The following is a 25,457-nucleotide window of genomic DNA, read 5'->3' as shown; positions in this document are numbered from 1 at the left end:
CTCCAGGCTGCAGGGGAATATAAAAAAGCGGGAGCACATCTCGCTTTTTTCATGGCCGATGCTGGACAATGATCAGCGCAGCGCCTCGATCATTTTTTCCAGCTTGACGGCATCGGCGCAGAACAGGCGAATGCCTTCGGCCAGCTTCTCGGTTGCCATGGCATCGTCGTTCAACATCAGACGGAACGCCTTTTCGTCGAGCGCGAGTTTTTCCAGGTCGGACGCCTGCGCCGATTCGATGCTGAGCTTGCGCGACAAGGGCATATCGGACTCCGCCAGCTTTTGCAGCAATTCCGGACTGATGGTCAGCAGGTCGCAGCCGGCCAGTTCGGTCAGTTGCGAGATATTGCGAAAGCTCGCGCCCATCACTTCGGTCTTGTAGCCGAACTTGCGATAGTAATTGTAGATGCCCTTGACCGATTGCACGCCAGGATCGTTCTCGCCGCTGTATTCCTCGCCGGTCGATTTCTTGTACCAGTCGTAGATCCGTCCGACGAAGGGCGAGATCAGCTGCGCGCCGGCGTCGGCGCAGGCAACTGCCTGCGGCAGCGAAAACAGCAGGGTCATGTTGCAGCGGATGCCTTCCTTTTCCAGCACTTCGGCGGCGCGGATGCCTTCCCAGGTCGAGGCGATCTTGATCAGGATGCGCTGGCGCGGAATGTCGGCCTGTTCGTACAGGCGGATCAGCTCGCGTCCCTTGGCGATCGTGCCTTCGGTATCGAAGGACAGGCGGGCATCGGTTTCGGTCGAAACGCGGCCCGGGATCAGCTTGAGGATTTCCAGCCCGAACGCGACCAGCAAATGGTCGATGATCTCGCCGACCGGCTTGCTGCCGTGCTGTTGCACCGCCTGTTCCAGCAACGGCCGGTATTCATCCTTTTGCACCGCCTTCAGAATCAGCGAAGGATTGGTGGTGGCGTCACGCGGCGCGAACGCTTTCATCGACTGGAAATCGCCCGTATCGGCAACGATGGTGGTGAATTGCTTGAGTTGTTCGAGCTGGTTCATGGCTGGCGTAGAAAAATGTAAGCGGCAAGGCGATCGCTTATTGTACGCAATCCTCGCCGGATGCTGGATCGCTTTTAGGAAAACGTGTGCAAATTTTGCTTTAAATTAATTACAGGAAAGAATCGAAGGGCATGTCGAGCTTTTGCAAGGCTTTTTGTGCATGGAGCATTTTCTTGCGGAATTCCGGACCGCGCCGCAGGGCCAGGCCGACCGCCAGGATATCGATCACGACCAGGTGCGCCAGGCGCGCCGAGATCGGCGTGTAAGGATCCGCGTTGAAGCTGAGGTCGATCGGCACCAGTACCGTGGCCAATTCGGCCAGCGGCGTGCCGCTGGGTACCAGGGCGATCACATCGGCGCCGCTCTTGCGCGCCAGGCGCACGCTGCCCAACAATGCGGTGCTGCCGCCGCGCTGAGAAATGGCGACCACCGCATCGCCCGGGTTCAATAGCGAAGCCGAGATGCTATGGATGTGCGGATCGGAATAGGCGACCGTCGGCACGCCCGAGCGGAAAAATTTGTGTTGCGCATCGGCAGCGATGATGCCGGACGTGCCCTGGCCATAGAATTCGATCTTGTTGGCGCGCGCCAGGATATCGAGGGCGCGCTGGATCGGCTCCGCCTGCAGGTTGTTGCGCAAGTCGAGCAAGGCATTGATTGAACGGCTGCAGATCTTGCCCACCAGGTCGACCGCCAAGTCGTCCGGCACCAGGCTTTCGTCGGAGCCGGGCATGGCCAGCGCCAGGTTTTGCGCCAGCTTGAGCTTGAATTCGTGCCAGCCTTCGTAACCGATGGCGCGGCAAAAGCGCACCACGGTCGGCTCCGACACCTGGGCATTCCTGGCCAGCGCGGTGATGTTTTCCGCCACCGCCAGGCTGGGATTGTCGAGCACGGCCAGCGCGACTTTTTTTTCCGAGCGCGACAGTATGGCGAGTTGGGTGCGTATCGATTCCAGCAGCATGTGCGCCTACATCTCCGGCAAGACTTCTTCGCGCCATTGCAGGCCATCGCGGCCGATCAGCGCGCTGGCGGCAGCCGGCCCCCAGGTGCCGGCGCTATAGGGCAGCGGCTCGGTCTGTTCCTGTTCCCAGAAGTTGAGGATCGGCTCGACCCACTCCCAGGCAGCTTCCAGTTCGTCGCTGCGCATGAACATGGTCAGCTGGCCGCGCAGGACATCCAGCAGCAGGCGCTCGTAGGCGTCCATGCGCGGCATCTTGAATTGTTCGCGGAAATCCAGTTCCAGCTCGACCGGCTTCAGGCGCATGCGGTCGCCCGGGGTCTTGGCCATCAGGTTCAGTTGCAGGCCTTCGTCCGGCTGCAGCCGGATCACCAGGCAATTCGGCTGGAAGGTGGAACTGGACTGGGCAAAGATCGAATGCGGGATGGCCTTGAAGCGCACCACGATCTCGGCCAGCTGGTCGGCCATGCGCTTGCCGGTGCGCAGGTAGAAGGGCACGCCGGACCAGCGCCAGGTATCGATCTCGGCTTTCACGGCGACGAAGGTTTCGGTGCGCGAATCGGCCGGCGCGCCTTCCTTGCGATAGCCGGGCACCGCCACGCCATCGACGTGGCCGGAGCGGTATTGGCCGCGCACGACGTCTTGCGCCAGGGTGGATGGAGTGAAGCGCTTCAGCGAGCGCAGGACCTTCAGTTTTTCATCGCGCACCGAGTCGGCCTGCACGCTCAGGGGCGGTTCCATGGCGACGATGCACAATAGTTGCAGCAAATGGTTTTGCAGCATGTCGCGCAGGGCGCCGGCGGTATCGTAGTATTCCATGCGGTTGCCCACGCCCAGCTCTTCGGCGATGGTGATCTGCACGTCGGAAATCCATTCGCGTCGCCACAGCGGCTCGAACAAGACATTCCCGAAGCGCAGCGCCAGCAGGTTTTGCACGGTTTCCTTGCCGAGGTAATGGTCGATCCGGTAGATCTGCGATTCGGCGAAGACCTTGCCGACCTCGGCATTGATTTGCCTGGCGCTGGCGAGGTCGCGTCCGAGCGGCTTTTCCAGCACCACGCGCGAATGGGCATTGGCCAGGCCGACCTGCGCCAAATTGTGGCAGATTCGCGAAAACAGGCTGGGCGGCGTCGCCATGTAAAACACCCGCACCAGATTCGGGTCGGCACGCATGGCGGCGATCAGCGGCGCATATGCAGCGGGGTCGGTCGCATCCAGCCCGACGTACTGAATGCGTGCGCAAAATGCCAGCCAGCGCTGTGGCTCGGTTGCGGCCGCGTCGATGTGCGGGCGGGCGCTCTTGTCCAGGAATTGCTGGAATTCTTCCTGGCTCCACAAATGACGACCGGCGCAAATAATGCGCGCCGCCGGCGGCAAATGACCGTCGCGGTCGCGCGCGAACAGGGCCGGCAGCAGCTTGCGCATCGCCAGGTCGCCGCCGCCGCCAAACAATACGATATCGAAATCAGCCAGGGCCATGATGGTTGTGCCTAAGGGGAAATGGAGGACCTGGACCTGGATGCGCCATCCGGGAGCGCCTTTTCCTGCAGGGTGGCAGCCCGGGCGCGTGCAATCAAGCCATGGGTAGAACTGTCATGCTGGTTAGATACGGCTGCGCCAGCCAGTTCCGCATGAATTTGTTTGGCCAGGACCTTGCCCAGTTCGACGCCCCACTGGTCGAAACTGTTGATGCCCCAGATCACGCCCTGCACGAAGGTCTTGTGTTCATACAGCGCAATCAGCGCACCCAGACGGGCCGGCGACAAGGTCTCGAGCAGGAGGGTATTGCTGGGCCGGTTGCCGGGAAATAGCTTGTGCGGCAGCAGCGCCGCAATGGCGGGTGCGCTGTTGCCTTCGGCTTGCATTTCGGCGCTGGCTTGCCCGGCATTTTTCCCCAGCATCAGCGCTTCGGATTGCGCAAAACAGTTGGCCAGCAAGGCCGTGTGATGGCCCGGCAAGTCATGCGCGGGCTGTAATGCCGTGATGAAATCGACCGGCACGACATCGGCGCCCTGGTGCAGCAGCTGGAAATAGGCATGCTGGCCGTTGGTGCCGACATTGCCCCAGATGACCGGACAGGCGGGCGCCGCCAGGGGCGTGCCGTCGCAGGCGACCTGCTTGCCATTGCTTTCCATTTCCAGTTGCTGTAGATAGGCCGGGAAATATTTCAAATCCTGATGGTAAGGCGCGATGGAAAGTGAAGCGTCCTGGAAATAGTTGCGGTTCCAGATGCCGATCAGTGCCAGCAAGACGGGCAGGTTGCGTTCCAGCGGCGCCTCCTGGAAATGCCGGTCGAGCGCATGGGCGCCGGCCAGCAATTGCGCGAAGTGATCGAAGCCGATGGCCAGCATGATGGACAAGCCGATCGCCGACCACAGCGAATAACGCCCGCCGACCCAGTCCCAGAAGGGGAACATATTTTCCGGGGCAATGCCAAACGCTTGGACCGCTGGGGTATTGGTCGATACCGCCACAAAATGTTTCTTCAAGTCGCCGGTGTGCGGATGCTGGCGCAGGAACCAGGTGCGCGCGGTTTGCGCATTCATCATGGTCTCGGCGGTGGTGAAGGTCTTGGAGGCGATGATGAACAGGGTGGTGGCGGGATTCAGGCGCGGCAGCAGCGCAGCGAGGTCGTTGCCATCGGCATTGGAAATGAAATGCGACGTCAGACGCGGGTGTCCATAGGGGCGCAGCGCCTGGCACGCCATTTTCGGGCCCAGGTCGGAGCCGCCAATGCCGATGTTGACGATATCGGTCATGGCTTGCCCCTGGCAGCCGCGCCAGGCGCCGGTGCGGACCTGATCGGAAAAGAGCCGCATCTGATCGAGCACGGCGTGGACATCCGCATTGATGTCGCGGCCGTCCAGCCGCAGGGTGTGGCCGCGGGGGGCGCGCAGGGCGGTGTGCAGTACGGCGCGGTTTTCGGTGGTGTTGATGCGGGCGCCGGCAAACATGGCGTCGCGTTGTTGCGCCACGCCGCATTCGCGTGCCAGCGCCACCAGCAGCGCGACGGTGGTGCGGTCGATGCGGTTCTTGGAATAATCCAGGAACAGGCCGGCTGCTTCCAGCGAGAAGGCTTGCGCGCGCAGCGGATCCTGGGCGAACAGGTCTGCCATGCGCCACTGGCATGCGCGGGCATGGTGATCCATCAGGGCAGTATGGGTCGCGCTGGCAGTGAAAGGCATCCGAGGCATTTGACTGATTGATTGATAATTGGAGCAAATATACAATACTTTTAAGTAAATTTACTACTGGATATTGAGCTTGATCTATCGAGAATAACAAGGCCATGCTTGTTCCAACTTTACATTTGCCCGGAAAGATGGCTTGATGTAGGTCAGAAGTTGCTGCAAGGGCAAAAGCAAATAACTTTTTGTAGTAAAATTTCAAAACGACTTAGTCAAGGATACGTTTGCCATGTCGATTCATGCCACTGTAGCAGCGGTCACCGAAAAAATCGCGGTGCGCAGCCGCGCCTACCGCCGAGCTTATCTGCACCGGCTTGATACTGCCCGCCACCAGGGCGTCCAGCGCGGCACGCTCTCCTGTACCAATCTTGCGCATGGCTTCGCGGCTTTTCCCGCGAATGACAAGCTGCAATTGAAGCAAATGAAAAGCCCTTCGGTGGCGATCGTCTCGGCTTACAACGACATGCTGTCGGCGCACCAGCCCTTCGAGCGTTTTCCGCCGCTGATTCGCGACGCCGTGCGCGCCGCCGGCGGCGTGGCGCAGTTCGCCGGCGGCACGCCGGCCATGTGCGACGGCATCACCCAGGGCCAGGCCGGCATGGAATTGTCGCTGTTTTCGCGCGACACCATTGCCATGGCGACCGCCGTGGCGCTGTCACACAACATGTTCGACGCCGTCGTCTATCTCGGCGTGTGCGACAAGATCGTGCCGGGTCTGCTGATCGGCGCGCTACATTTCGGTCATCTGCCGGCGGTCTTCATTCCTGCCGGGCCGATGACGTCGGGCCTGTCCAACCCGGAAAAGTCCCGTATCCGCCAGTTGTATGCGCAGGGCAAGATCGGCCGCGTGGAATTGCTGGAAGCCGAAGCGCAGTCTTACCACGACCCAGGCACCTGCACCTTTTACGGCACCGCCAACAGCAACCAGATGCTGATGGATGTCATGGGCCTGCACCTGCCGGGCGCCGCATTCGTCACCCCCAACACGCCCCTGCGCGACGCCCTGACGCAGGCTTCGGCGCGGCGCGCGGTGGAGATTTCCACCCAGGGCGCCGAATACACGCCGGTGGGCCATGTGGTCGATGAAAAGGCGATCGTCAATGCCATTGTCGCGCTGCTGGCGACCGGCGGCTCGACCAACCACACCCTGCACCTGGTGGCGATCGCCCGCGCCGCCGGCATCGTGATCGACTGGAATGACTTCGCCGCGCTGTCGACGGTGGTGCCGCTGCTGGCGCGGATTTATCCGAATGGCGAGGCCGACATCAACCATTTTCATGCCGCCGGCGGCACGCCCTTCATCATCCGCGAGTTGCTCGACGCCGGCATTTTGCACGAGGATGTCACCACCGTCCTCGGCCGCGGCTTGCGCGCGCACTGCACCGAGCCATTCCTCGGCAATGAGGGCGTGGTGTGGCAGTCGGCGCCGGCTGCCAGCGGCAGCCTTGAAGTGCTGCGACCGGCTGCCGCGCCATTTTCTCCCGAGGGCGGCTTGCGCCTTTTGACCGGCAACCTTGGCCGCGCCGTGGTGAAGGTATCCGCCGTCAAGCCGCAGCACCGTGTGGTGGAAGCGCCGGCGCTGGTGTTCGATTCGCAGGACGCTTTCATGCAGGCGTTCGAGGCCGGCCGGTTGCAGCGCGATTTCATTGCCGTGCTGCGCTTCCAGGGGCCGCGCGCCAACGGCATGCCGGAATTGCATGCGCTGACGCCGGCGCTGGGCAGCCTGCAGGATGCCGGCTTCCATGTCGGCCTGGTGACCGATGGCCGCATGTCGGGCGCGTCCGGCAAGGTGCCGGCGGCGATCCATGTCACCCCGGAGGTCCTGGGCGGCGGCCCGCTTGGGCGCGTGCAGGATGGCGACCTGATCCGCCTGGATGCCGAGGCCGGCATGCTGCAAGCATTGGTGCCGGCGGCGCAATGGGATGCGCGCGCACCTGTTGTGGCCGACCTGTCGCCCAACGAGGTCGGCATGGGGCGCGAGCTGTTCGCCATGTTCCGCCGCACGGTCGGCATGGCCGAAGAGGGCGCCGCCACCTTCGGCCTGCCGCCGCTGCTGGCGGGCGATTACGAGCACAGTTCGCTGGGCACTGGCGGCCAACCCTTCAACGACGAAGATACGCAGGTGAACGAACGCACATCTTCTTGAACGCACATCTTCCTGACCAAAAAGCCTTCATCATGACTCTGACAGATATCATGCGCACATCGCCGGTGATCCCGGTGATCGCCATCGACGAACTGCAGCAAGCTGTACCCCTGGCACAGGCGCTGGTCGCCGGCGGCATCCGCGTGCTGGAAGTGACCCTGCGCACCGTGCACGGCCTGGCTGCCATCCGCGCGATTGCCGAGCAGGTGCCGCAGGCGATCGTCGGTGTCGGCACTTTGACGCGGCCGGAGGAATTCGTCGCCGCACGCGATGCCGGTGCGGTGTTTGGCGTTTCGCCGGGGCTGACGTCGGCGCTGATCAGCGCCGCCAGGGCGTCCGGCCTGCCGCTCTTGCCTGGGGTGATGACACCCAGCGAGGTGATGGCGGCACGCGAGGCGGGCTTCAACCAGTTGAAGCTGTTTCCGGCGGTGCCGGCGGGCGGCGTCGGCATGCTGAAAGCGCTGGCCGGGCCGCTGCCGGACACGCTGTTTTGCCCCACCGGCGGCATTAGCCTGGAAACAGCGCCGCAATTTCTCGCGCTCGGCAATGTCGCCTGCGTCGGCGGCTCCTGGCTGACTCCGAAGGAAGCGCTGCGCGCCGGCGACTGGCCAGCCATCACGGCGCTGGCGCAGGCGGCCAGCGCGCTGCGGGCCGGGTGATGTGTCGGCTAAAATAGCGTATTCCCCCATTTGCGAGAAAACATGACTCAGGATGAACTCAAGCAGGCGGTTGCCCGTGCCGCCATCGAATATGTCGTGGAAGGCGAAATTGTCGGTGTCGGCACCGGCTCTACCGCCAATTACTTCATCGACGAACTCGGCAAGATCAAGCACAAGATCAAGGGCGCGGTCGCCTCGTCCGAAGCCACCGCGGCGCGCCTGGCTGCGCACGGCATCCAGGTATTCGATCTGAACGACATTACGTCGATGCCGGTGTATATCGATGGCGCCGACGAGATCACGGCGGCCGGCGCCATGATCAAGGGCGGCGGCGCCGCGCTCACGCGTGAAAAGATCGTCGCCTCGGTGGCGGACAAATTCATTTGCATCGCCGACGGTTCCAAGCTGGTCGACAAGCTGGGCAAATTTCCGTTGCCGGTCGAGGTAATCCCGATGGGATATGCGGCCGTTGCGCGTCAGTTGGCGCAACTCGGCGGCGAGCCACGTCTGCGCCTGAAAGATGGCCAGCCGCTGCTGACTGACAATGGCTGCTACATCCTCGATCTGCATGGCTTGCAGATCGCCGATCCGGTCGCGCTGGAACAACAGATCAACAATATTGTCGGCGTGGTGACGGTCGGCCTGTTCGCTGTGCGCGGCGCCGATGTCGGCTTGCTGGGCATGGCCGATGGCGTGAAAAAATTCACTTATTGAGTTTTGGCTCGCCATGAAAAAAGCCCGCGCGAGCATCGGCGGGCTTTTTTCATGTAAAGGCCAGCGGGCTTATTCGCTCGGCGGCACGTATCCTTGCGCCGCATCGGCGCCTTCGCCGAAGAAATGCTTTTCCATCTGCGTGGCCAGGTACTTGCGCGCGCGCGCATCGGCCAGGTTCAGGCGGTTTTCATTGACCAACATGGTCTGGTGCTTGAGCCAGCCGGCCCAGGCTTCCTTCGAGACGCTTTCATAGATGCGCTTGCCGAGTTCGCCGGGATACGGCGGGAAGTCGAGCCCTTCAGCTTCCTTGTTGAGCTTGATGCAATGAACGGTACGTGCCATGTTATTTCCTTAAAGTTTTTTGATGAATACCAGCGACTTGCGCTGCCAGTTGTACATGAGTTGACGATTCTTGGGCAGGTCGTCCACGGTCCCCGCGACAAAGCCGCGCTTCAAGAACCAGTGCGCCGTGCGGGTGGTCAGCACGAACAGCTTCTTGATGCCGGCGGCGCGCGCGCGGTTTTCCATCCGGGTGAGCAGGCGCTCGCCATCGCCTTGCCCCTGGACTTCCGGATTGACGATCAGGCAAGCCATCTCGGCCATCTTTTCAGCCGGGAAGGGGTAAAGTGCGGCGCAACCGAAGATCACGCCATCGTGCTCGATCACCGAGAAATAGCTGATTTCCCGCTCGATCAGTTCGCGGCCGCGCTTGACCAGGGTGCCATCGGCTTCCAGCGGCTCGATGAGTTGCAGGATGCCGCCGACATCCTCGATGGTGGCTTCGCGCAGGCTTTCCACGTTTTCATTGGAAATCATGGTGCCAATACCGTCGTGGGTGAACAGTTCCAGCAGGGCCGAGCCGTCGGTGGCGAAGGGGACGATGTGAGCGCGCGGCACGCCATTTCTGCAAGCATTGGTGGCATTTTGCAGATAGTAGGCAGAATCGGCCGGCAGGCATTCGGAGGCGAGCACCGCATATGCCTGGTGCGTCGACAATTCGCGGATTTCCGCGCCGCCGGCATCGGTCAGCATCGGCGTTTCGGTGATGAAGATCAGCTTGTCGGCGCGTAGCGCGGTTGCCGCAGCCACCGCCACGTCTTCCATCGACAGGTTGAAGATCTCGCCGGTCGGCGAAAAGCCCAGCGGCGACAGCAGTACCAGGCCGCCATTGTTGAGTACCGGGTTAATGGTTTCGTAGGCGACCTTGCGGGTCAGGCCGGTCCATTCAAAGTCGATGCCATCGATCACGCCGAGCGGCTTGGCAACCACAAAGTTGCCGGAAATGATACTGATCGCCGCATGCGCCATCGGCGTGTTCGGCAAGCCCTGGCTGAAAGCGGCCTCGATATCCAGGCGCAGTTCGCCGGCGGCTTCCTTGGCGCATTCCAGCGCGGTGACGTCAGTGATGCGCAAGCCATTGTGAAAACGCGCTTCCACGTGACGCAATGCAAGCTGTTCCTCGACCTGCGGGCGTGAACCATGCACGATCACCACCTTGATGCCGAGGGCATGCAAAAGTGACAAATCATGCGCCAGTACCGGCAGGGCGCCGGCCATCACCAGCTCGCCGGGGAAGGCGACCACGAAAGTCTTGCCACGAAAAGCGTGGATATAAGGTGCGACCGAGCGCAGCCAGGCGACGAATTCAATCGGGTTTTCCATGGGCGCATTATAATTCGGCCAGCCATGTCTGCACCTGAAACTCCCAAAAATACCACGGGGGCCTCGCCCCGCCCCCCCAGGCCGGGCCGCCCGCCCGCTTCTGCGTCCGTTACTGCGTCCGCATCCGCGCCTGTGCGCAACCCCTTGCCGCCCATTGTCTATCCGGAAGAATTGCCGGTGTCAGGCCGGCGCGAGGAGATCGCTGCCGCCTTGCGCGCGCACCAGGTCGTGATCGTCTGCGGCGAAACCGGGTCCGGCAAGACCACGCAATTGCCGAAGATTTGCCTGGAACTCGGGCGCGGCCAGGCCGGCCTGATCGGCCATACCCAGCCGCGCCGGATCGCCGCGTCTTCCACCGCCAAGCGCATTGCCCAGGAACTGGGCTCGCCCTTGGGCGAGCATGTCGGCTTCAAGGTGCGCTTCACCGATACCCTGACCAAGGGAGCGTCGGTCAAGCTGATGACGGACGGTATCCTGCTGGCCGAAACCCAGACTGACCCGCTGCTCAAGCAATACGACACCATCATCATCGACGAGGCGCACGAACGCAGCCTTAACATCGATTTCCTGCTGGGTTATCTCAAGCAATTGCTGCCGCGCCGGCCAGACCTGAAACTGATCATCACTTCGGCCACCATCGATGCCGAGCGTTTCGCCCGCCACTTCGCGCGCGGCGACAAGCCGGCGCCGGTGATCGAGGTGTCGGGGCGCTTGTATCCGGTCGAGATCCGCTACCGGCCGGTGGAGCCGCCCGACCGTGCCACACCCAAGCCGGGCGTGGCGCCGTCCGTCGCGCAAAAGGGTCGTGAGCAGCGCGACCTGATGGATGCGGTGGCCGATGCGGTCGATGAATTGTGCCGGCTGGGATCGGGCGACGTGCTGGTATTCCTGCCGGGCGAGCGCGAGATCCGTGACGCCGCCGAAACCCTGCGCAAGCACCATTCGCCGCAGGGTTTGCGTGCGCCTGAGATCCTGCCGCTGTTTGCACGCCTGTCGGCACAGGAGCAGGAGCGCGTGTTCAAGACGTCCAATGCGCGCCGCATCGTGCTGGCGACCAACGTCGCCGAGACTTCGCTGACCGTGCCGGGCATCCGCTACGTGGTCGATGCGGGCCTCGCACGGGTCAAGCGCTACAGCTACCGCAACAAGGTCGAGCAGTTGCAGATCGAGGCAGTGGCGCAATCGGCCGCCAACCAGCGCGCCGGTCGTTGCGGCCGCGTTGCCGCCGGCGTATGCATCCGTCTGTACGAGGAACAGGATTACCTGCTGCGGCCGAAATTCACCGAGCCGGAAATCCTGCGCTCCTCGCTGGCCGCGGTCATCCTGCGCATGAAATCGCTGCACCTCGCCGATGTCGAGACCTTCCCCTTCATCGAGCCGCCGCCGGGGCGGGCGATCGCCGACGGTTACCAGCTGCTGCAGGAGCTGGGCGCGGTCGATGACGACAATCAGCTGACGCCCGTCGGCAGGCAGCTGGCCAAGCTGCCGCTGGACCCGCGCATCGGTCGCATGATCCTGGCCGCGCGCGAGCAGGCTTGCCTGTCCGAGGTGTTGGTGATCGCCGCAGCGCTATCGGTGCAGGACCCGCGCGAGCGACCGCTGGAGGCGCAGCAGGCCGCCGACCAGGCCCACAAGAAATTCGCCGACGACAAGTCCGAATTCCTCTCGTATCTGAAATTGTGGAAATGGTTCGAGGAAGCGATCGAGCACAAGAAAACCAACCGCCAGCTGGCCGACAATTGCCGTGCCAATTTTCTCTCGCAATTGCGCCTGCGCGAGTGGCGCGAAGTCCATACGCAATTGCTGACGCTGGTGCGCGAGCAGGGCTGGCGCACCAATGAACTGCCTGCCACTTATGAGCAGTTGCATGCGGCCCTGCTGACCGGATTGCTCGGCAATATTGGCTTCAAGGCCGAGGACGAGCCGCATTATCTTGGCGCCCGCGCCATCAAGTTCCATGTCTGGCCCGGCTCGCACCTGGCGAAGAAAGCCGGCAAGTGGATCATGGCCGCCGAGCTGGTCGAGACCAGCCGTCTGTATGCGCGCTGCATCGCGCAAATCCAGCCGGAATGGCTGGAGCGCGTCGGCGGCCATTTGCTGAAGAAATCCTGGGGCGACCCGCGCTGGGAAAAACGCGCTGCCCAGGTGACGGCCTACGAGCGCGCCACGCTGTACGGGCTGGTGGTGTACAGCCAGCGCCGCATCAACTATGGCGCGTTCAAGCCGGCCGAGGCGCGCGAGATTTTCATACGCGGCGCCCTGGTCGAGGGCGACTATGACACGCGCGCGCCATTCTTTGCCCACAACCAGCGCCTGCTGCGCGAAATCGAGAACCTGGAACACAAGTCGCGCCGGCAGGATGTGCTGGTCGATGAGGAATTGATCTTCGCCTTTTACGACAAGCTGGTGCCGGCCGATGTCTGCAATGGCGCCGCTTTCGAGAAGTGGCTCAAGGACGCCAGCGCGCAGACCCCGAAGCTGCTGCACCTGAACCGCGACGACCTCATGCGCCATGAGGCCGCCGGCGTCACCACCGACCTCTTTCCGAAGGCGATGAGCGTGGCCGGCGTCGACATGCTGCTCACCTACCATTTTGAGCCGGGCTCGCCGCGCGACGGCGTGACGCTGACGGTGCCGCTGTTTGCGCTGAACCAGGTATCCGCTGCGCGCAGCGAATGGCTGGTGCCGGGCATGCTGAAGGAAAAAATTCACCTGCTGCTGAAATCGCTGCCGCAGAAACTGCGCCGCCATTGCGTGCCGCTGCCGGAATATGCCGCCGGCTTCTGCGACCGCACCGAGGCGGCGCACGGCTTTGGCAAGGGGCCGCTGCTCGACGCCCTGATCGCCGATATCCGCGCACGCACCAGCCTTGCGGCCAAGCTGTCCGATTTCAAGCTGGAGACCCTGGCGGCGCATCACTTCATGAATTTCAAGGTGGTCGACGAGCATGGTCGTCAGCTCGACATGGGGCGCAACCTGGCGGCCCTGCAAGCCGAATTCGGCGGCCAGGCGCGTCAGAGCTTCCAGCGGCTGGCGGAGACTGCCGTGGTGGCGCCGCTTGCCGGTGCCGCTGGCGCAGGCAGCACTGCAGCGGCAGGGCCAGCTGGCGCCGGCAAGCCGGCAGCAGCCGCGGCTGCGGGCAAGGCCGGCCAGTCGGTTCCTGCCGGCCAGCCGGGCACGCTCGACCAGCAAAATCTCACCACCTGGTTTTTCGGTGAATTGCCCGAGCTGCTGGAAATCCAGCGCGGCAAGCAGACCCTGATCGGCTTTCCGGCGCTGGTGGACAAGGGCAGCCATTGCGATATCGAAGTCTTCGACGATCCTGACGAGGCGGCGCGCGTCCACCATGCCGGCTTGCGCCGGCTGATTGCGCTGCAACTGAAGGAACAGCTGAAGTATCTGGAGAAGAACATTCCCGGCCTGCAGCAGATGGGCATGCAATTCATGTCACTCGGCACGCAGGAGGAATTGCGCGACCAGATCATCCAGGCCGGCCTCGAGCGCGCTTGCCTGCAGGCGCCGCTGCCGAAGAATGGCGCCGAATTCAACCAGCGCAAGGACGAGGGCAAGGCGCGCCTGGGCTTGCTGGTCAACGAGATCGCCCGACTGGCGGGGCAGGTTCTGGCCGAATACCATGCGCTGCCGAAAAAGCTGCAGGGCGCCAAGGGACATCCGCAAGCGGTGGCTGATATCCAGGCGCAATTGCAGGGCTTGATGGGCAAGCGCTTCATTGCCGACAACGAATATGTCCAACTCGCCCATTTCCCGCGTTACCTGAAAGCGATCAGCGTGCGCCTGGAAAAGCTGCGCGCTGACCCCACCCGCGATGCCAAGCTGATGGCCGAATGGCAATTGGCAGCGCAGCCCTGGCAACGCGCGCAAAAAGGCCAGGGCGGCAGGGCCGACCCGAAGATGGTGGAATTCCGCTGGCTGCTGGAAGAGCTGCGGGTATCGCTGTTTGCCCAGGAATTGCGCACGCCGATGCCGGTTTCGGTCAAGCGCCTGCAAAAGGTCTGGGAAACGCTGCAGCGCTAGGCGCGCATTTTTCCCGGAGTTGCGCCGATTTTCACGTAAAATCCGGCTGTTACGCTGTTACGCTGTTTCGCAAAGAGAAAAAATGACTATCAAATCCGACAAATGGATCCGCCGCATGGCCGAAGAGACGGCCATGATCGAGCCCTTCGAACCGGGCCAGGTACGCGAGGCCAATGGCCAGAAGATCGTTTCCTACGGCACCTCGTCGTACGGCTACGACATCCGTTGCGCCGATGAATTCAAGATTTTCACCAACATCAATTCGACCATCGTCGATCCCAAGAACTTCGACGAAAAATCCTTCGTGGATTTCAAGGGCGATGTCTGCATCATCCCGCCGAATTCCTTCGCGCTGGCGCGCACCGTGGAGTATTTCCGCATTCCGCGTTCGGTGCTGACCATCTGCCTGGGCAAATCGACCTATGCCCGTTGCGGCATCATCGTCAATGTGACCCCGTTCGAGCCGGAATGGGAAGGCTATGTGACACTGGAGTTTTCCAATACCACGCCGCTGCCGGCCAAGATCTATGCTGGCGAAGGTTGCGCCCAGGTCTTGTTCTTCGAGAGTGACGAAATCTGCGAAACCTCGTACAAGGATCGCGGCGGCAAGTACCAGGGCCAGCGCGGCGTGACCCTGCCGAAGACTTGAACGCGGCTCCCTCGTCTCGAGGATGAAATTTATGGCAAGAAAATACCCCGGCCGGTAATGACCCGTCCGGGGCTTTCGCTCACATTGCTGCCACACCCAGCTTCGACGTCAGCGGTCTTCAGCCGACGATAGACAATCGCATTACTTCCAGAGCGCGCATTTTGATTCGGCTTTGGTCATGTAGGCCTGTTCGCCGGGAATGGTCTGCACCAGCTTGTAATAATCCCATGGCCGTTTCGATTCGGCAGGCGACTTCACCTCCATCAAGTACATGTCATGCACCATGCGGCCATCCGGGCGAACCACGCCATTTTTCGTGAAGAAATCGTTGATTTTGGTTTTGCGCAAATGCGCCATGATGGTATCCGCATCAGTCGTGCCGGTCGCCTTGACCGCATTCAGATACTGGATAGTTGCCGAGGCATCCGCAGCCTGAAACATCGACGGCATTTTTTTCATTTTTTCGAAATAACGGGCCGACCATTTGCGCGAATCATCGTTCAGGTCCCAGTACCAGCCGTCAGTGAGATACATGCCTTTGGTGACATCCAAGCCGAGCGCATGCACATCGTTAATGAAGATCAGCATGCCGGCCAGCTTCATCGATTTGGTGACGCCGAATTCGTTGGCGGCCTTGATCGCGTTGATGGTGTCGCCGCCCGCATTGGCTAGTCCAAGGACTTGCGCTTTCGAGGCTTGCGCCTGCAACAGGAACGATGAGAAATCGGGCGCTGACAGCGGGTGCTTGACGCTACCCACGACCTTGCCGCCGTTAGCCTTGACAATATCGGCGGTATCTTTTTCCAGCGAAGTGCCGAACGCATAATCGACTGTCAGGAAATACCAGGATTTGCCCCCTTGCCTGGTCAGCGCTGCGCCGGTGCCACGGGCAAGCGCTGTCGTGTCATACGCATATTGAATCGTGTAGGCATTGCATTCTTCGTTGGTCAGGCGAGTGGTTCCCGAACCGGCCGAAATGAAGACCTTTTTCTTTTCCGCGGCGATTCTTGCCATCGCCAGATTCGCCGCCGAGTTCGCGCCGCCGATCAGCATATCCACGCCCTGGCTGTCGAACCATTCACGGGCCTTGGCTGCCGCCACATCGGCCTTGTTCAAATGATCGGCGGCAATCAGCTCGATCTTCTTGCCATTGACCACGCCGCCGAAATCGGCAATCGCCAGCTTGATCGCTTCGACGCCGCCTGGGCCATCAAAGTCGGCATAGACGCCGGACATATCGGTGATGAAGCCGATCTTGATGACATTGTCTGCTGCGCAAGCAGACGCCGCCAATCCAAACGTTCCAGCTACCGCAACGGCGAGCGAGACGATTTTTCTATTCATTCTCATGGTCATTTCCTCCAGTAAAAACTTATGGTGTCGTTCTATTTATTCACCAGGCAATACACCCGGCACTTTTTTTACTATCACATCCACACCTAACCCCGGCTGTGGCGACCGGTTCGCGTCAGCACGCGGTACGTGTCATCGTCCCGTCAATCAGTCGTAACAGGCCGAGCGGATTGGCCTCCTGCAAGGCAGGCGGCAGCAACTCGTCCGGATAATTCTGGTAGCACACCGGCCGCAAGAAGCGTTCGATCGCCAAGCTGCCAACCGACGTGCCGCGCGCATCCGACGTTGCCGGGTAAGGTCCGCCATGCACCATCGCATCGCATACTTCGACGCCGGTCGGATAACCGTTGATCAGCAATCGTCCAGCCTTCTCTTCCAGACACTCGATCAAGTCCTGGTACGCGGGCAAGTCATCCCGCTCCGCCTGGAGCGTCGCCGTCAATTGGCCATGCATGCGCGCGGCAAAGTCGAGCAACTGCTCCCGGTCGGCAAGCTCGACCACCACGGTCGCCGGGCCGAACACTTCTTCTTCCAGCGGCGCGGCGGGGTTGAACAACAACGCTGCGTCGGCCTTGAACAAGTGTGGCGCTGCCTGATTGCCGGAGGCATCGCCGCCCACGAGCATCTCGATGCCAGGCAGCTGGGTGAGCCGCTTGATACCGGCAGCATAATTGGCATGGGTGGCAGCAGTCAGCATGGTCTGCGGCGCCTGTGCCGCCATCGCCTTTTTCAGCTGGCCGACAAATTCGCTAAAATCCGGCGAGCGCACACCGATCACCAGGCCTGGATTGGTGCACAACTGGCCGCAACCCATGGCGACCGACGCCGCCAGTTCATTGGCGATCGCATTGCCGCGCTTGTGCAGGGCCAGCGGTAGCAGGATGATCGGATTGATGCTCGACATCTCGGCAAATACCGGTATCGGCTGCGGCCGTGCGGCAGCCATGTCGCACAATGCGCGCCCGCCCTTCAGCGATCCGGTAAAGCCGACTGCCTGGATGCCGCTTGCCTTGACCAGCCGCGCACCGACATCGACGCCGTAAATCATGTTGAATACGCCGGCCGGGACGCCGCTGCGGGTGGCAGCGCGCTCAATGGCGTCGGCTACTCTTTCGGAAGTCACCATGTGACCGGTGTGCGCCTTGACCACCACTGGACATCCAGCCGCCAGCGCCGCGGCAGTATCGCCGCCGGCTACCGAAAACGCCAGCGGGAAATTGCTGGCGCCAAACACCGCAACCGGTCCGATGCCCATTTTCACCTGGCGCAGGTCCGGGCGCGCCAGTGGTTGACGGTCGGGCAATGCATGATCGATGCGCGCGCCATGGAAATCGCCCCGCCGCAAAACTTTGGCGAACAAGCGCATCTGATTGCTGGTGCGCGTCCGCTCGCCCAGAATGCGGGCGCTCGGCAATGCCGTCTCACGGGCGACTTCGGCGACGAAGTCCTCGCCCAGGGCGTCGAGTTCTTCGGCAATCGCGTCAAGAAATGCTGCCCGCTTTTCCGCCGGCAGCTTGCGATAGCGCGGATAGGCGGCGGCAGCGGCGGCGACTGCGGCATCGACTTCGGCGTCGGTGGCTTCGTAAAACGCTACCGGATAGGCTTCGCCGCTGGCTGCTGCAAGACTGTGCAGCGTGATGGCGCCCCTGGCGCTACGCTGGCCACCGATATAATTGTGGCCGAGAATGGAAGTTGTCACTGGATGATGTCCTTGTTTGTTCAGCGATGTGTCGTCATGGCGTGCAGTGAAATTCACCGCCGCTTACAGCGACTGTTCCAGCATCGTTGCGTAATCTTCATCGCTGGCGACGCGCGGATTGGTCTTGTGGCTGTGATCGGCAAGTGCGCCCTGGATAATCTTCGGGAACAGCTCGCGGTTCACGTCCAGTTCTTTCAACCCGGCCGGCAGTCCCAGTCGCTGGTTGAGCGCCTGGATGGCGCAGCCGATCTCGGCCGGATCGGCCAGGCCCATCGCCTGCGCCATGCGCGCCAGCTTGTTTTCTTTCTGTACCGACGCCGAAGACTGGTTGAAGTCGATCACCGCCGGCAGGAAAATCGCGTTCAGCGTGCCGTGATGCAGGCGCGGATTGGCGCCGCCCAGCGAATGACTCAAGCTATGCACGCAACCCAAACCCTTTTGAAATGCCAGGGCGCCCTGCATCGATGCGCTCATCATGTTGAAGCGGGCTTCGCGGTCTTCCGGATCGCGGGTGGCACGTTCGATATGCGACCAAGCCCGCCACAGGCCGTCGAGGGCAATGCCGTCTGCCGGCGGATTGAAGGCCGGCGCCATGAAGGTTTCCATGCAATGGGCGATTGCATCCATGCCAGTGGCCGCTGTCAGCATGGCCGGCAACTTGAGCGTCAGTTCCGGATCGCAGATTGCCACTTTCGGCACCAGATACGGCGACAGGACGCCGACCTTGCGGCCATCGTCGAGAATCAGGATGGCGCCCCGTCCAACTTCGCTCCCTGTGCCGGCGGTAGTCGGAATGGCAATCACCGGTGCGGTGGCCGAGGTGATGCGGGCAACCCCACCTTCGATGGCGGCAAAAGTCTTCAGCGAACCGGTGTGAGTGGCCAGCACGGCGACACCCTTGGCCAGATCAATCGAGGAACCGCCACCGACTGCGATGATGCCGTCAAAAGCGCCTTCGCGGTAAATTTCGGCGGCGGCGCGCACCGCAGCTTCGTTGGGATTGGGCGGTGTCCGGTCGAACACGGCCACGCTGGCGGCATTGTTCAGCTGCGCCAACACGCGATCGAGAATGCCGGCGGCCTTGATGCCGGCATCGGTCACGACCATTGGACTGCGGATGCCGATGCGGTCGCATTCCTGCTGCAGCAAGCCCAGTGCGCCGAAATCAAATTGAACCTGAGTAATATAGTTAATCAGTGCCATAAGGGGTTTTCCCAAAAGTTATAGATGAAAAATCTGCCGAATTGGCGCACCGGCGCCATATTCGCATGCTGACAATCGCTGCCTTATAGGGGCGGGAGCCAAAACTTCAGGGCAACTGTAAGTCAGGAAGACTTGCCTGACTATTGAGAAGTGATTATGCTGGTATAACTTTCTTTCATATCAGAGTCGCCCTATGTTGCCACCGCTTAACTCAATCGTTTCCCGCCTGCGCTTGAAACAGCTGCGTCTGCTGGTTGCGCTGAGTGACCATGGGTCCCTCATCAAAGCGGCCGAACAGGTGGCGTTGACGCAACCCGGCGCCAGCAAGGCGCTGCACGAAATCGAATCGGCGTTAGGCGCCACCTTGTTCGTGCGCACCAATCGCGGTCTCGAACCGAATGAAGTGGGGCACGTTGTGATCCGCTATGCGCGCCTGATTCAGACTGATTTGGCGCATTTGCGGGAAGAGATGATCGGCATTCTGCAAGGCCATGGAGGCCGCTTGTCACTCGGCACGATCATGGGTGCGGTGCCACTGCTGACCGATGCCTTGTCGCGGCTGCTGGAAAAACGCCAGGCGCTATCGGTCGAAATCGTCGAGGATACCAGCGGCCACTTGCTCCATCTGCTGGATGAAGGCAGGCTCGATCTGGCGATCTGCCGCACCAGCATCAGCCAGCGCCCGCATCTTTACGACAGCCTGGACGTACGCGACGAGCAGTTGGCGGTGGTGGCCAACAAGAGTCATCCTCTGGCGAAGGAAAAAAACCTGGTGCTGTCCGATCTGGCCGGCTTTCGCTGGGTGGTCTACTCGGCCAACATGCCGATGCGACTGCTGCTGGAACGCGAATTTCACGAGGCGGGTTTGCGTTTTCCTCTCTATCTGCTGGAAACGACTTCGGCCTTCACCACGCTGTCTCTGCTGCAAAGGAACCCGACGCTGGTGGCATTGCTGTCGACCGACGTCGCGCAATTCTGTTCGCGCTTCGGCATGACGACAGTGCTGCCACTGGAACTGCATTCGCGCAGTGAGCCGTACCAGTTGGTCACGCGGCATGGTAGCGTGCTGTCGCCGGTCGCCCGCCTGTTTATTCAGGAACTGACTCAGGAATCCAGCGCCAAGCGGGATGAATCCGCTGCTCCACCGGCCGCGCAGCTTACTTAGTACTTAGCAGGACGACGGTTTCGCTTCACAACGTGGCATGCACTCAGAGTGAAGTGTACAAGGATCGCGGCGGCAAGTACCAGGGCCAGCGCGGCGTGACCCTGCCGAAGAGCTGATCCCTGCCGGTCGGGTCAGAATAGCCAGATGGCCAGTAGGCCGGCAACGGCGATGGCCGCGCTGGCGACTGCAATGTGGCGCCGCGTCGGCCCGGCCCCCAGGCCTGCGACCATGGCGCATTTGACCGCAGTGTTGGCCAGCACCCCGATCACGATCGCCGTGCTGGCCTGCGCCAGGTTGCCATTTCCCTGATTTGCTTTGGCGATCGACAGGATCAGGGGATCGACATCGACCGAGCCAGCCAGCGCCGACACAAGGTAAACACCGGTGCCTGGCGCATGTTCCTGGGCCAGTTTGACGACCAGCAGCACGACGGCGAACAGGGCGCCAAAGCGAATTGCCGAGCTCAGACTGAACGGGTTGGCGATGGCGACGCCTTGCTGCTCGACCGGTGCGGTTGCCGTCAGGCTGGCGCGATAATGCCAGCCGGCGAATGCTGCGGTCACCAGGCCCATGAGGGCAAAGGGTATCCAGATGGTATGCAACATGCCGGCATTGACGATCGCCACCAGGGTCACCGCGCGCAAGAACATCACCAGCCAGGCCAGCAGGATACCGGCGCTGAAAGCGTGGGCCTGGGCCGCTTCCGGTTGCAGGCGGCTGCTGCGCGCAAAATTCAGGGTCACTGCAGTAGACGATACCAGGCCGCCGGTAATGCCGGTAAGAGCAATGCCGTGCGCGGTTCCCACCCAGCGCACCGCCACGTAGCCCACCAGCGACAGCCCGGAAATCAGGATCACCAGCAACCACAGGGCATGTGGATTGATCGCCTGCCACGGGTCGATGGTCTCGTTCGGCAGCAGCGGCAGCACGATGAAGAAGGCAATCAGCAGCTTGATACCGGCATAGATATCGTCCACGCCGATGCGCTCCACCAGGCCATGCAGCGGCTGCTTGTAAGCCAGCACTGCGGAGGCGGCCACTGCCAGCGCCACCGCCAGTGCCGCATGTCCGACCACCACCATGCCGCCAAGAAGGCAGGCCGTGAAGGCGGCGACTTCGCTCAACAAGCCTGACGCGCCGTCCTGGCTGCGCGCTGGATTGCGCAGATGGTTGGCCACCACCGCAATGCCGACCACTGCCAGGGTGACGACGAAAATCCATGCCATGGCCAGCTCGCGCGCCTGCCAGGCCGAGGCGGCGCCGATCAGCGCCAGCAGGATATGGGTGCGGATGCCGCCAACGGAGCGGCCGGGTTCAGCATCCTTCTTTTTTTCACGCTCGATGCCGATCAGGGCGCCAATCGACAGGGCAATCAGAAAATTGCGGGCAACTTCAAGGTCCATGGCAAGCGGTCGGGGATTTAATCTTGTTGACTTGAATACAAGAACTAAGATTAACTCCGACGTGCGTGCTTGACCAGATCTTTAATGTCATTTCATCGAGTGCAGTCCCAGCATGTTGCCTTCCGTATCGATGGCAAGGACGATGAAGCCATATTCGCCGATCGACATTTTCTCGCGCTGGATGCTCCCGCCGGCCGTCGTGACCCGGCTCGCCTCGACCGCACAATCTTCGCAAGCGAAATACACCAGAGTACTATTGCCGCCCGAAGCGACACCCTCCATGCGCACCAGGCTGCCGCCGGCGCCGGATTTCTCCATCGCCATTGGAAAAGCCCACATGTCCAGTCCGGGAAGATCGCTGGGGTTGTTCAACTTTTCCAGCGTGATCTGCAAAACCGCCTCATAAAATTTGCGCGCGCGGTCCATATCCTGCACATAGATTTCGAACCAGACTACTGGATTGCATTCCATAACAGTTCTCCTTTGCGAATCGACGTCAACGCTCTCAACGCTAGTATGTTTTGCGCTGCAAGCCTTGAGCTAATCGTGGTGAGAAACCGGATTTGTTTGAGATGCCGAAATTTTTCGGCTGATGCGTACTTCCGTTTTTCTGAAGCAGCATTCAGGTTAACCCCGCTTCCATGGGTAATACCCTTGTACAACAATGGTCCTGACGCGATTCGGCATGAACGCTGTCTCTTAAAGGAGGTTGTTATGCAAGTCCATATGGTTTCACCGCAATTTTCTCTCACTCCCTCGCTGCGCGAATATCTCGAGCAGCGCCTGCGCGCCGCTTTTGCGCCGCTTGGCGGAAAAATCATTGAAATCGCAGTGCGCCTGCGCGACCTGAACGGTCCACGCGGCGGTTGCGACATGCAGTGCCAGGTGTCGGTGACGATGGCGGGCAAGCCGGCCGTGATCATCAGAGAAGTGCAGGAAAACATGTACAACGCGATTGATCTCGCAGTCAAACGGGCGGCGTATCGGGTCAGCCGCATCGCCTCACGCCAGCGTCCGGCTGGCAGGCAGGTCGTGCGGATCACGGAGCCTGATGCCTGAACGGGCCGGACGAGCGAGGTACTGCGCCGGCTTCAGGCGATGCAGTGCCTGCCGTTGCGTTTGGCCTGGTAAAGCCGGTTATCCACCTGGTCGATGAATCTTCTCGGCACATCGTCTTGCCCGGGAACGATGGTGCCCACGCCGATACTGATCGTCAGCACCGGACTGGTGGCCGATTCCGCATGCGGGATCTGCGCACTGGTCACCAGATCAAGACACCGTTCTGCCACTGTTTGCGCTGCGATCGCGTCCGTCTCCGGCAGCACGATGACGAATTCCTCGCCGCCGAATCTGGCAAGGAAATCCCGCGGCCGTTGTAGCGAGGCAGCCAGAATCCGGGCCACGCGCTGCAGGCACTCATCGCCCCGGAGGTGACCGTAGCAATCGTTGTATTGCTTGAAGTGGTCGACGTCGAGAATGAGCAGCGAGAGCGCTTGCTGATTGCGCTGTGCGTGCGCCCACTCTGTTTCCAGAACTGTGTCGAACATCCGGCGGTTGGCTACCCCGGTCAAGCCGTCCTTGAAGGAAAGCGCTTCCAGTTCCTTCTGTAACTGCGCGAGCTTTTCTTCGTTCTGCTTGCGTTCGCTGATATCGAACATGAAGCCGATCAGCGCGTCAACTTCACCGTTTTCCTTGCGTACCACATGCACCACGTCGCGGATCCACACGTAGTGGCCATCCGTGGTGAGGGCGCGATAATCCGCCTCGTGATCGACGCCGGCCTGCGACTGCGCCACGCAGAAGTTCACGACCCTTTCCCGGTCATCGGGATGCATGCGATCGGCCCAGTCCTGCACGCTCACCCAGCTCTTGGGCGACCAGCCCAGCAATGACTCGATTTGCGGGCCAATGTAGGCGAACCGCATGGTGCTCCAGTCGATCTTCCACGGAATCGCTTTGGTGGATTCCAGCAGAGTCTTGTAGACGGTAGCGTTGGCTTCTGTATCCATTGAAACATCGGGCATTCTGTCGGCACCAAATCAAATGCAAAATAAAAGTATCTGGCAAATTACCTGGGCAGGGCCGGCGTTACGTCTTTAGGACGCCGCCGAGCTTGCCCAGGATGAATGCCAGTGATCGCGCCCTGGCCCGGCTAACGCATCACCAGGGACTGGCGGCAGCCCATAGAATAACCAAAAATAATCAATTAGTTATTATTAATCCTTATTGATATGTTTCCTTTTATCAATAATACATTTAGGAAAGTAACTAGCCATGCAATTCCCGCCAGCGAAGCGCGCTCAAACAACCAGGCTGAACATGCTGGCCAGCCTGCCCCGAGCACCCTGAATGAGGCTGGCGCAGGCTGATTCGTTGCCTGGCCTAGCCTTTGATACTGGCGAGAATGTCCGACAGCATGGTGATCATCTGGTCGATTTCCTCGGTGCTGACATTCAGCGCCGGCATGAATCGCAGCAGATTGGGACGTGGCGAATTCAGCAGCAGGCCGACCGGGCCCATGTCGCGCGCCATGTCGACGATTTTCGGGCCGATCTCGGAATCGAGGTCGAGCGCGCGCAGCAAGCCTTCGCCGCGTTCGGTGCCCAGGCCATGTTTTGCGGAGAGCTTTTTCAGTTCGGTGCTGAGGTAGGCGCCACGGTCGCGTACCGCTTGCATGAAGCCGTCCGCCAGCAGGGCTTCAATGATGGCGACGCCGACTGCGGTCATCAACGGATTGCCGTTGTAGGTGCCGCCCTGGTCGCCGGCTTCGAAGCAGGCGATTTCCTCGCGGCAGAGCAGGGCGGCCAGCGGCACTCCGCCGCCGATGCCTTTGCCCAGGGTCATGATGTCGGGCACGACATTGGACAACTGATAGGCGAACAGTTCGCCGGTACGGCCCATGCCGGTTTGCACTTCATCGACGATCAGGAGAATGTCGTGGCGTTTGGTCAGTTCGCGCAAGCCTTGCATGAATTCGCGCGTGGCCGGCAGCACGCCGCCTTCGCCCTGCACCGGCTCCAGCATCACCGCCACGGTATGCTCGTTGAGCAGCTTTTCGACGCTGGCCAGGTCGTTCAGGTCAGCCTTGGGAAAGCCCGGCACTTGCGGTGCGTAGAGGGTATCCCAGCCCGGCTTGCCGCTGGCCGACATGGTGGCCAGGGTGCGGCCGTGGAAGCTGTGCTTGAAGGTGATGACTTCAAAGCGGTTTTCGCCCTTGGCGTTGGGATTTTTCTTGCCCCATTTGCGCGCCAGCTTGATGGCGCCTTCATTGGCTTCGGCGCCGCTATTGGTAAAGAAGACGCGGTCGAAACAGGAGTTGTCGGTCAGGAGCGAAGCCAGGGCGACCGACGGTTCGTTGTAGAAAGCCGGCGAGGGGTTGATCAGCTTTTTCGCCTGCACCGCCAGCGCATCCTGGATGCATTGCGGCGAGTGGCCGAGGCAGTTCACCGCCCAGCCTTGCAGATAGTCAAGATATCGCTTGCCTTGATGGTCGGTCAGCCACATGCCTTGCCCTTCGGTGAAGACAAGCTCGGGGCGGTTGGTGACATACATCAAAGCATTGATATCGTACTGGCTGAATTCCATTTGGGGTTCCTCAACTGAACTTGGTGAAAA

At 61.2% G+C, this 25,457-nt stretch carries 20 protein-coding genes; 7 read left to right on the top strand and 13 right to left on the bottom strand.

Annotated elements, in window-relative coordinates; genetic code table 11:
• Nucleotides 1-72: 72 nt before the first annotated feature.
• The 4 genes from tal to pgi all read right to left on the bottom strand — a co-directional run bounded on the left by tal (nucleotide 73) and on the right by pgi (nucleotide 5,160).
• Nucleotides 73-1,008: a transaldolase gene (tal, locus tag D3878_RS09005; RefSeq protein WP_119785173.1), complete on the bottom strand. Its 936-nt coding sequence runs from the start codon at nucleotides 1,006-1,008 to the stop codon at nucleotides 73-75.
• A gap of 109 nt (nucleotides 1,009-1,117) precedes the next feature.
• The gene (locus tag D3878_RS09000) at nucleotides 1,118-1,969 is read right to left on the bottom strand and encodes an SIS domain-containing protein (RefSeq protein ID WP_119785172.1); all 852 of its coding nucleotides are present in this window, start codon (nucleotides 1,967-1,969) and stop codon (nucleotides 1,118-1,120) included.
• A gap of 6 nt (nucleotides 1,970-1,975) precedes the next feature.
• Nucleotides 1,976-3,445 carry a glucose-6-phosphate dehydrogenase gene (zwf, locus tag D3878_RS08995; protein WP_119785171.1) on the bottom strand — a complete coding sequence of 490 codons (1,470 nt, stop codon included), beginning with the start codon at nucleotides 3,443-3,445 and terminating at the stop codon, nucleotides 1,976-1,978.
• A gap of 11 nt (nucleotides 3,446-3,456) precedes the next feature.
• On the bottom strand, nucleotides 3,457-5,160 hold the full coding sequence (pgi, locus tag D3878_RS08990; protein WP_119785170.1) for a glucose-6-phosphate isomerase: 1,704 nt from the start codon (nucleotides 5,158-5,160) through the stop codon (nucleotides 3,457-3,459).
• A 223-nt stretch (nucleotides 5,161-5,383) separates the two neighbouring features.
• On the opposite strand from pgi, the gene edd reads away from it, so the two are divergent.
• From edd to rpiA, 3 genes are read left to right on the top strand one after another with little or no spacing between them, the layout of a single operon-like run.
• Nucleotides 5,384-7,300, top strand: coding sequence for a phosphogluconate dehydratase (gene edd, locus D3878_RS08985; protein WP_119785169.1), 1,917 nt, complete (start codon nucleotides 5,384-5,386; stop codon nucleotides 7,298-7,300).
• A gap of 32 nt (nucleotides 7,301-7,332) precedes the next feature.
• Nucleotides 7,333-7,959, top strand: a complete 627-nt coding sequence (eda, locus tag D3878_RS08980) for a bifunctional 4-hydroxy-2-oxoglutarate aldolase/2-dehydro-3-deoxy-phosphogluconate aldolase (protein ID WP_119785168.1) — start codon at nucleotides 7,333-7,335, stop codon at nucleotides 7,957-7,959.
• Between the two features lie 42 nt (nucleotides 7,960-8,001).
• A complete protein-coding gene (gene rpiA, locus D3878_RS08975; protein WP_119785167.1) occupies nucleotides 8,002-8,673 on the top strand; it encodes a ribose-5-phosphate isomerase RpiA in 672 nt (223 codons plus the stop codon).
• Between the two features lie 69 nt (nucleotides 8,674-8,742).
• Here rpiA and D3878_RS08970 read toward each other — a convergent pair whose 3' ends face one another.
• Both D3878_RS08970 and argA read right to left on the bottom strand, forming a co-directional pair.
• On the bottom strand, nucleotides 8,743-9,015 hold the full coding sequence (locus tag D3878_RS08970; RefSeq protein WP_119785166.1) for an oxidative damage protection protein: 273 nt from the start codon (nucleotides 9,013-9,015) through the stop codon (nucleotides 8,743-8,745).
• A gap of 9 nt (nucleotides 9,016-9,024) precedes the next feature.
• The gene (gene argA / locus D3878_RS08965; RefSeq protein ID WP_119785165.1) at nucleotides 9,025-10,335 is read right to left on the bottom strand and encodes an amino-acid N-acetyltransferase; all 1,311 of its coding nucleotides are present in this window, start codon (nucleotides 10,333-10,335) and stop codon (nucleotides 9,025-9,027) included.
• A gap of 24 nt (nucleotides 10,336-10,359) precedes the next feature.
• Between argA and hrpA the strand changes: the two genes are divergently transcribed.
• Nucleotides 10,360-14,370, top strand: a complete 4,011-nt coding sequence (hrpA, locus tag D3878_RS08960; protein ID WP_119785164.1) for an ATP-dependent RNA helicase HrpA — start codon at nucleotides 10,360-10,362, stop codon at nucleotides 14,368-14,370.
• A gap of 82 nt (nucleotides 14,371-14,452) precedes the next feature.
• Entirely contained in the window at nucleotides 14,453-15,019 is a 567-nt protein-coding gene (gene dcd, locus D3878_RS08955) for a dCTP deaminase (protein WP_119785163.1), read from the top strand.
• A gap of 141 nt (nucleotides 15,020-15,160) precedes the next feature.
• Here the strand turns inward: dcd and D3878_RS08950 are convergent, their stop codons facing one another.
• The 3 genes from D3878_RS08950 to D3878_RS08940 form a co-directional block, all read right to left on the bottom strand.
• Nucleotides 15,161-16,375: a beta-hydroxybutyrate-binding protein gene (locus D3878_RS08950; RefSeq protein ID WP_119785162.1), complete on the bottom strand. Its 1,215-nt coding sequence runs from the start codon at nucleotides 16,373-16,375 to the stop codon at nucleotides 15,161-15,163.
• 112 nt (nucleotides 16,376-16,487) lie between these two features.
• The gene (locus tag D3878_RS08945; protein WP_119787792.1) at nucleotides 16,488-18,071 is read right to left on the bottom strand and encodes an aldehyde dehydrogenase (NADP(+)); all 1,584 of its coding nucleotides are present in this window, start codon (nucleotides 18,069-18,071) and stop codon (nucleotides 16,488-16,490) included.
• 63 nt (nucleotides 18,072-18,134) lie between these two features.
• A complete protein-coding gene (locus tag D3878_RS08940; RefSeq protein ID WP_119785161.1) occupies nucleotides 18,135-19,274 on the bottom strand; it encodes an iron-containing alcohol dehydrogenase in 1,140 nt (379 codons plus the stop codon).
• Between the two features lie 193 nt (nucleotides 19,275-19,467).
• Between D3878_RS08940 and D3878_RS08935 the strand changes: the two genes are divergently transcribed.
• Nucleotides 19,468-20,439, top strand: a complete 972-nt coding sequence (locus D3878_RS08935) for a LysR family transcriptional regulator (protein WP_119785160.1) — start codon at nucleotides 19,468-19,470, stop codon at nucleotides 20,437-20,439.
• 131 nt (nucleotides 20,440-20,570) lie between these two features.
• Here D3878_RS08935 and D3878_RS08930 read toward each other — a convergent pair whose 3' ends face one another.
• Nucleotides 20,571-21,842 carry an MgtC/SapB family protein gene (locus tag D3878_RS08930; RefSeq protein ID WP_119785159.1) on the bottom strand — a complete coding sequence of 424 codons (1,272 nt, stop codon included), beginning with the start codon at nucleotides 21,840-21,842 and terminating at the stop codon, nucleotides 20,571-20,573.
• 87 nt (nucleotides 21,843-21,929) lie between these two features.
• Entirely contained in the window at nucleotides 21,930-22,313 is a 384-nt protein-coding gene (locus D3878_RS08925; RefSeq protein ID WP_119785158.1) for a VOC family protein, read from the bottom strand.
• Nucleotides 22,314-22,556: 243 nt separating this feature from the next.
• Between D3878_RS08925 and D3878_RS08920 the strand changes: the two genes are divergently transcribed.
• Complete coding sequence (locus D3878_RS08920; protein ID WP_119785157.1) at nucleotides 22,557-22,901, top strand: HPF/RaiA family ribosome-associated protein; 345 nt, start codon at nucleotides 22,557-22,559, stop codon at nucleotides 22,899-22,901.
• A 32-nt stretch (nucleotides 22,902-22,933) separates the two neighbouring features.
• On the opposite strand, the gene D3878_RS08915 is transcribed toward D3878_RS08920, so the two are convergent.
• Both D3878_RS08915 and D3878_RS08910 read right to left on the bottom strand, forming a co-directional pair.
• Nucleotides 22,934-23,851, bottom strand: coding sequence for a sensor domain-containing diguanylate cyclase (locus D3878_RS08915; RefSeq protein ID WP_233556280.1), 918 nt, complete (start codon nucleotides 23,849-23,851; stop codon nucleotides 22,934-22,936).
• A 373-nt stretch (nucleotides 23,852-24,224) separates the two neighbouring features.
• Complete coding sequence (locus D3878_RS08910) at nucleotides 24,225-25,427, bottom strand: acetylornithine transaminase (RefSeq protein WP_119785155.1); 1,203 nt, start codon at nucleotides 25,425-25,427, stop codon at nucleotides 24,225-24,227.
• Nucleotides 25,428-25,457: the final 30 nt, after the last annotated feature.

The sequence above is a fragment of the Noviherbaspirillum sedimenti genome, from assembly GCF_003590835.1.
GTDB classification, from domain to species: Bacteria; Pseudomonadota; Gammaproteobacteria; order Burkholderiales; family Burkholderiaceae_D; genus Paucimonas; species Paucimonas sedimenti.
This window is presented reverse-complemented; position numbering and strand designations above follow the sequence as displayed.

Coding starts and splice junctions, on each gene's coding strand:
- dcd (WP_119785163.1), top strand. CDS start 14,453: ATGACTATCAAATCCGACAAATGGATCCGCCGCATGGCCGAAGAGACG.
- zwf (WP_119785171.1), bottom strand. CDS start 3,445: ATGGCCCTGGCTGATTTCGATATCGTATTGTTTGGCGGCGGCGGCGAC.
- D3878_RS08920 (WP_119785157.1), top strand. CDS start 22,557: ATGCAAGTCCATATGGTTTCACCGCAATTTTCTCTCACTCCCTCGCTG.
- D3878_RS08970 (WP_119785166.1), bottom strand. CDS start 9,015: ATGGCACGTACCGTTCATTGCATCAAGCTCAACAAGGAAGCTGAAGGG.
- D3878_RS08940 (WP_119785161.1), bottom strand. CDS start 19,274: ATGGCACTGATTAACTATATTACTCAGGTTCAATTTGATTTCGGCGCA.
- D3878_RS08915 (WP_233556280.1), bottom strand. CDS start 23,851: ATGGATACAGAAGCCAACGCTACCGTCTACAAGACTCTGCTGGAATCC.
- D3878_RS08910 (WP_119785155.1), bottom strand. CDS start 25,427: ATGGAATTCAGCCAGTACGATATCAATGCTTTGATGTATGTCACCAAC.
- rpiA (WP_119785167.1), top strand. CDS start 8,002: ATGACTCAGGATGAACTCAAGCAGGCGGTTGCCCGTGCCGCCATCGAA.
- argA (WP_119785165.1), bottom strand. CDS start 10,335: ATGGAAAACCCGATTGAATTCGTCGCCTGGCTGCGCTCGGTCGCACCT.
- tal (WP_119785173.1), bottom strand. CDS start 1,008: ATGAACCAGCTCGAACAACTCAAGCAATTCACCACCATCGTTGCCGAT.
- hrpA (WP_119785164.1), top strand. CDS start 10,360: ATGTCTGCACCTGAAACTCCCAAAAATACCACGGGGGCCTCGCCCCGC.
- D3878_RS08950 (WP_119785162.1), bottom strand. CDS start 16,375: ATGACCATGAGAATGAATAGAAAAATCGTCTCGCTCGCCGTTGCGGTA.
- D3878_RS08935 (WP_119785160.1), top strand. CDS start 19,468: ATGTTGCCACCGCTTAACTCAATCGTTTCCCGCCTGCGCTTGAAACAG.
- D3878_RS08930 (WP_119785159.1), bottom strand. CDS start 21,842: ATGGACCTTGAAGTTGCCCGCAATTTTCTGATTGCCCTGTCGATTGGC.
- pgi (WP_119785170.1), bottom strand. CDS start 5,160: ATGCCTCGGATGCCTTTCACTGCCAGCGCGACCCATACTGCCCTGATG.
- edd (WP_119785169.1), top strand. CDS start 5,384: ATGTCGATTCATGCCACTGTAGCAGCGGTCACCGAAAAAATCGCGGTG.
- D3878_RS09000 (WP_119785172.1), bottom strand. CDS start 1,969: ATGCTGCTGGAATCGATACGCACCCAACTCGCCATACTGTCGCGCTCG.
- eda (WP_119785168.1), top strand. CDS start 7,333: ATGACTCTGACAGATATCATGCGCACATCGCCGGTGATCCCGGTGATC.
- D3878_RS08925 (WP_119785158.1), bottom strand. CDS start 22,313: ATGGAATGCAATCCAGTAGTCTGGTTCGAAATCTATGTGCAGGATATG.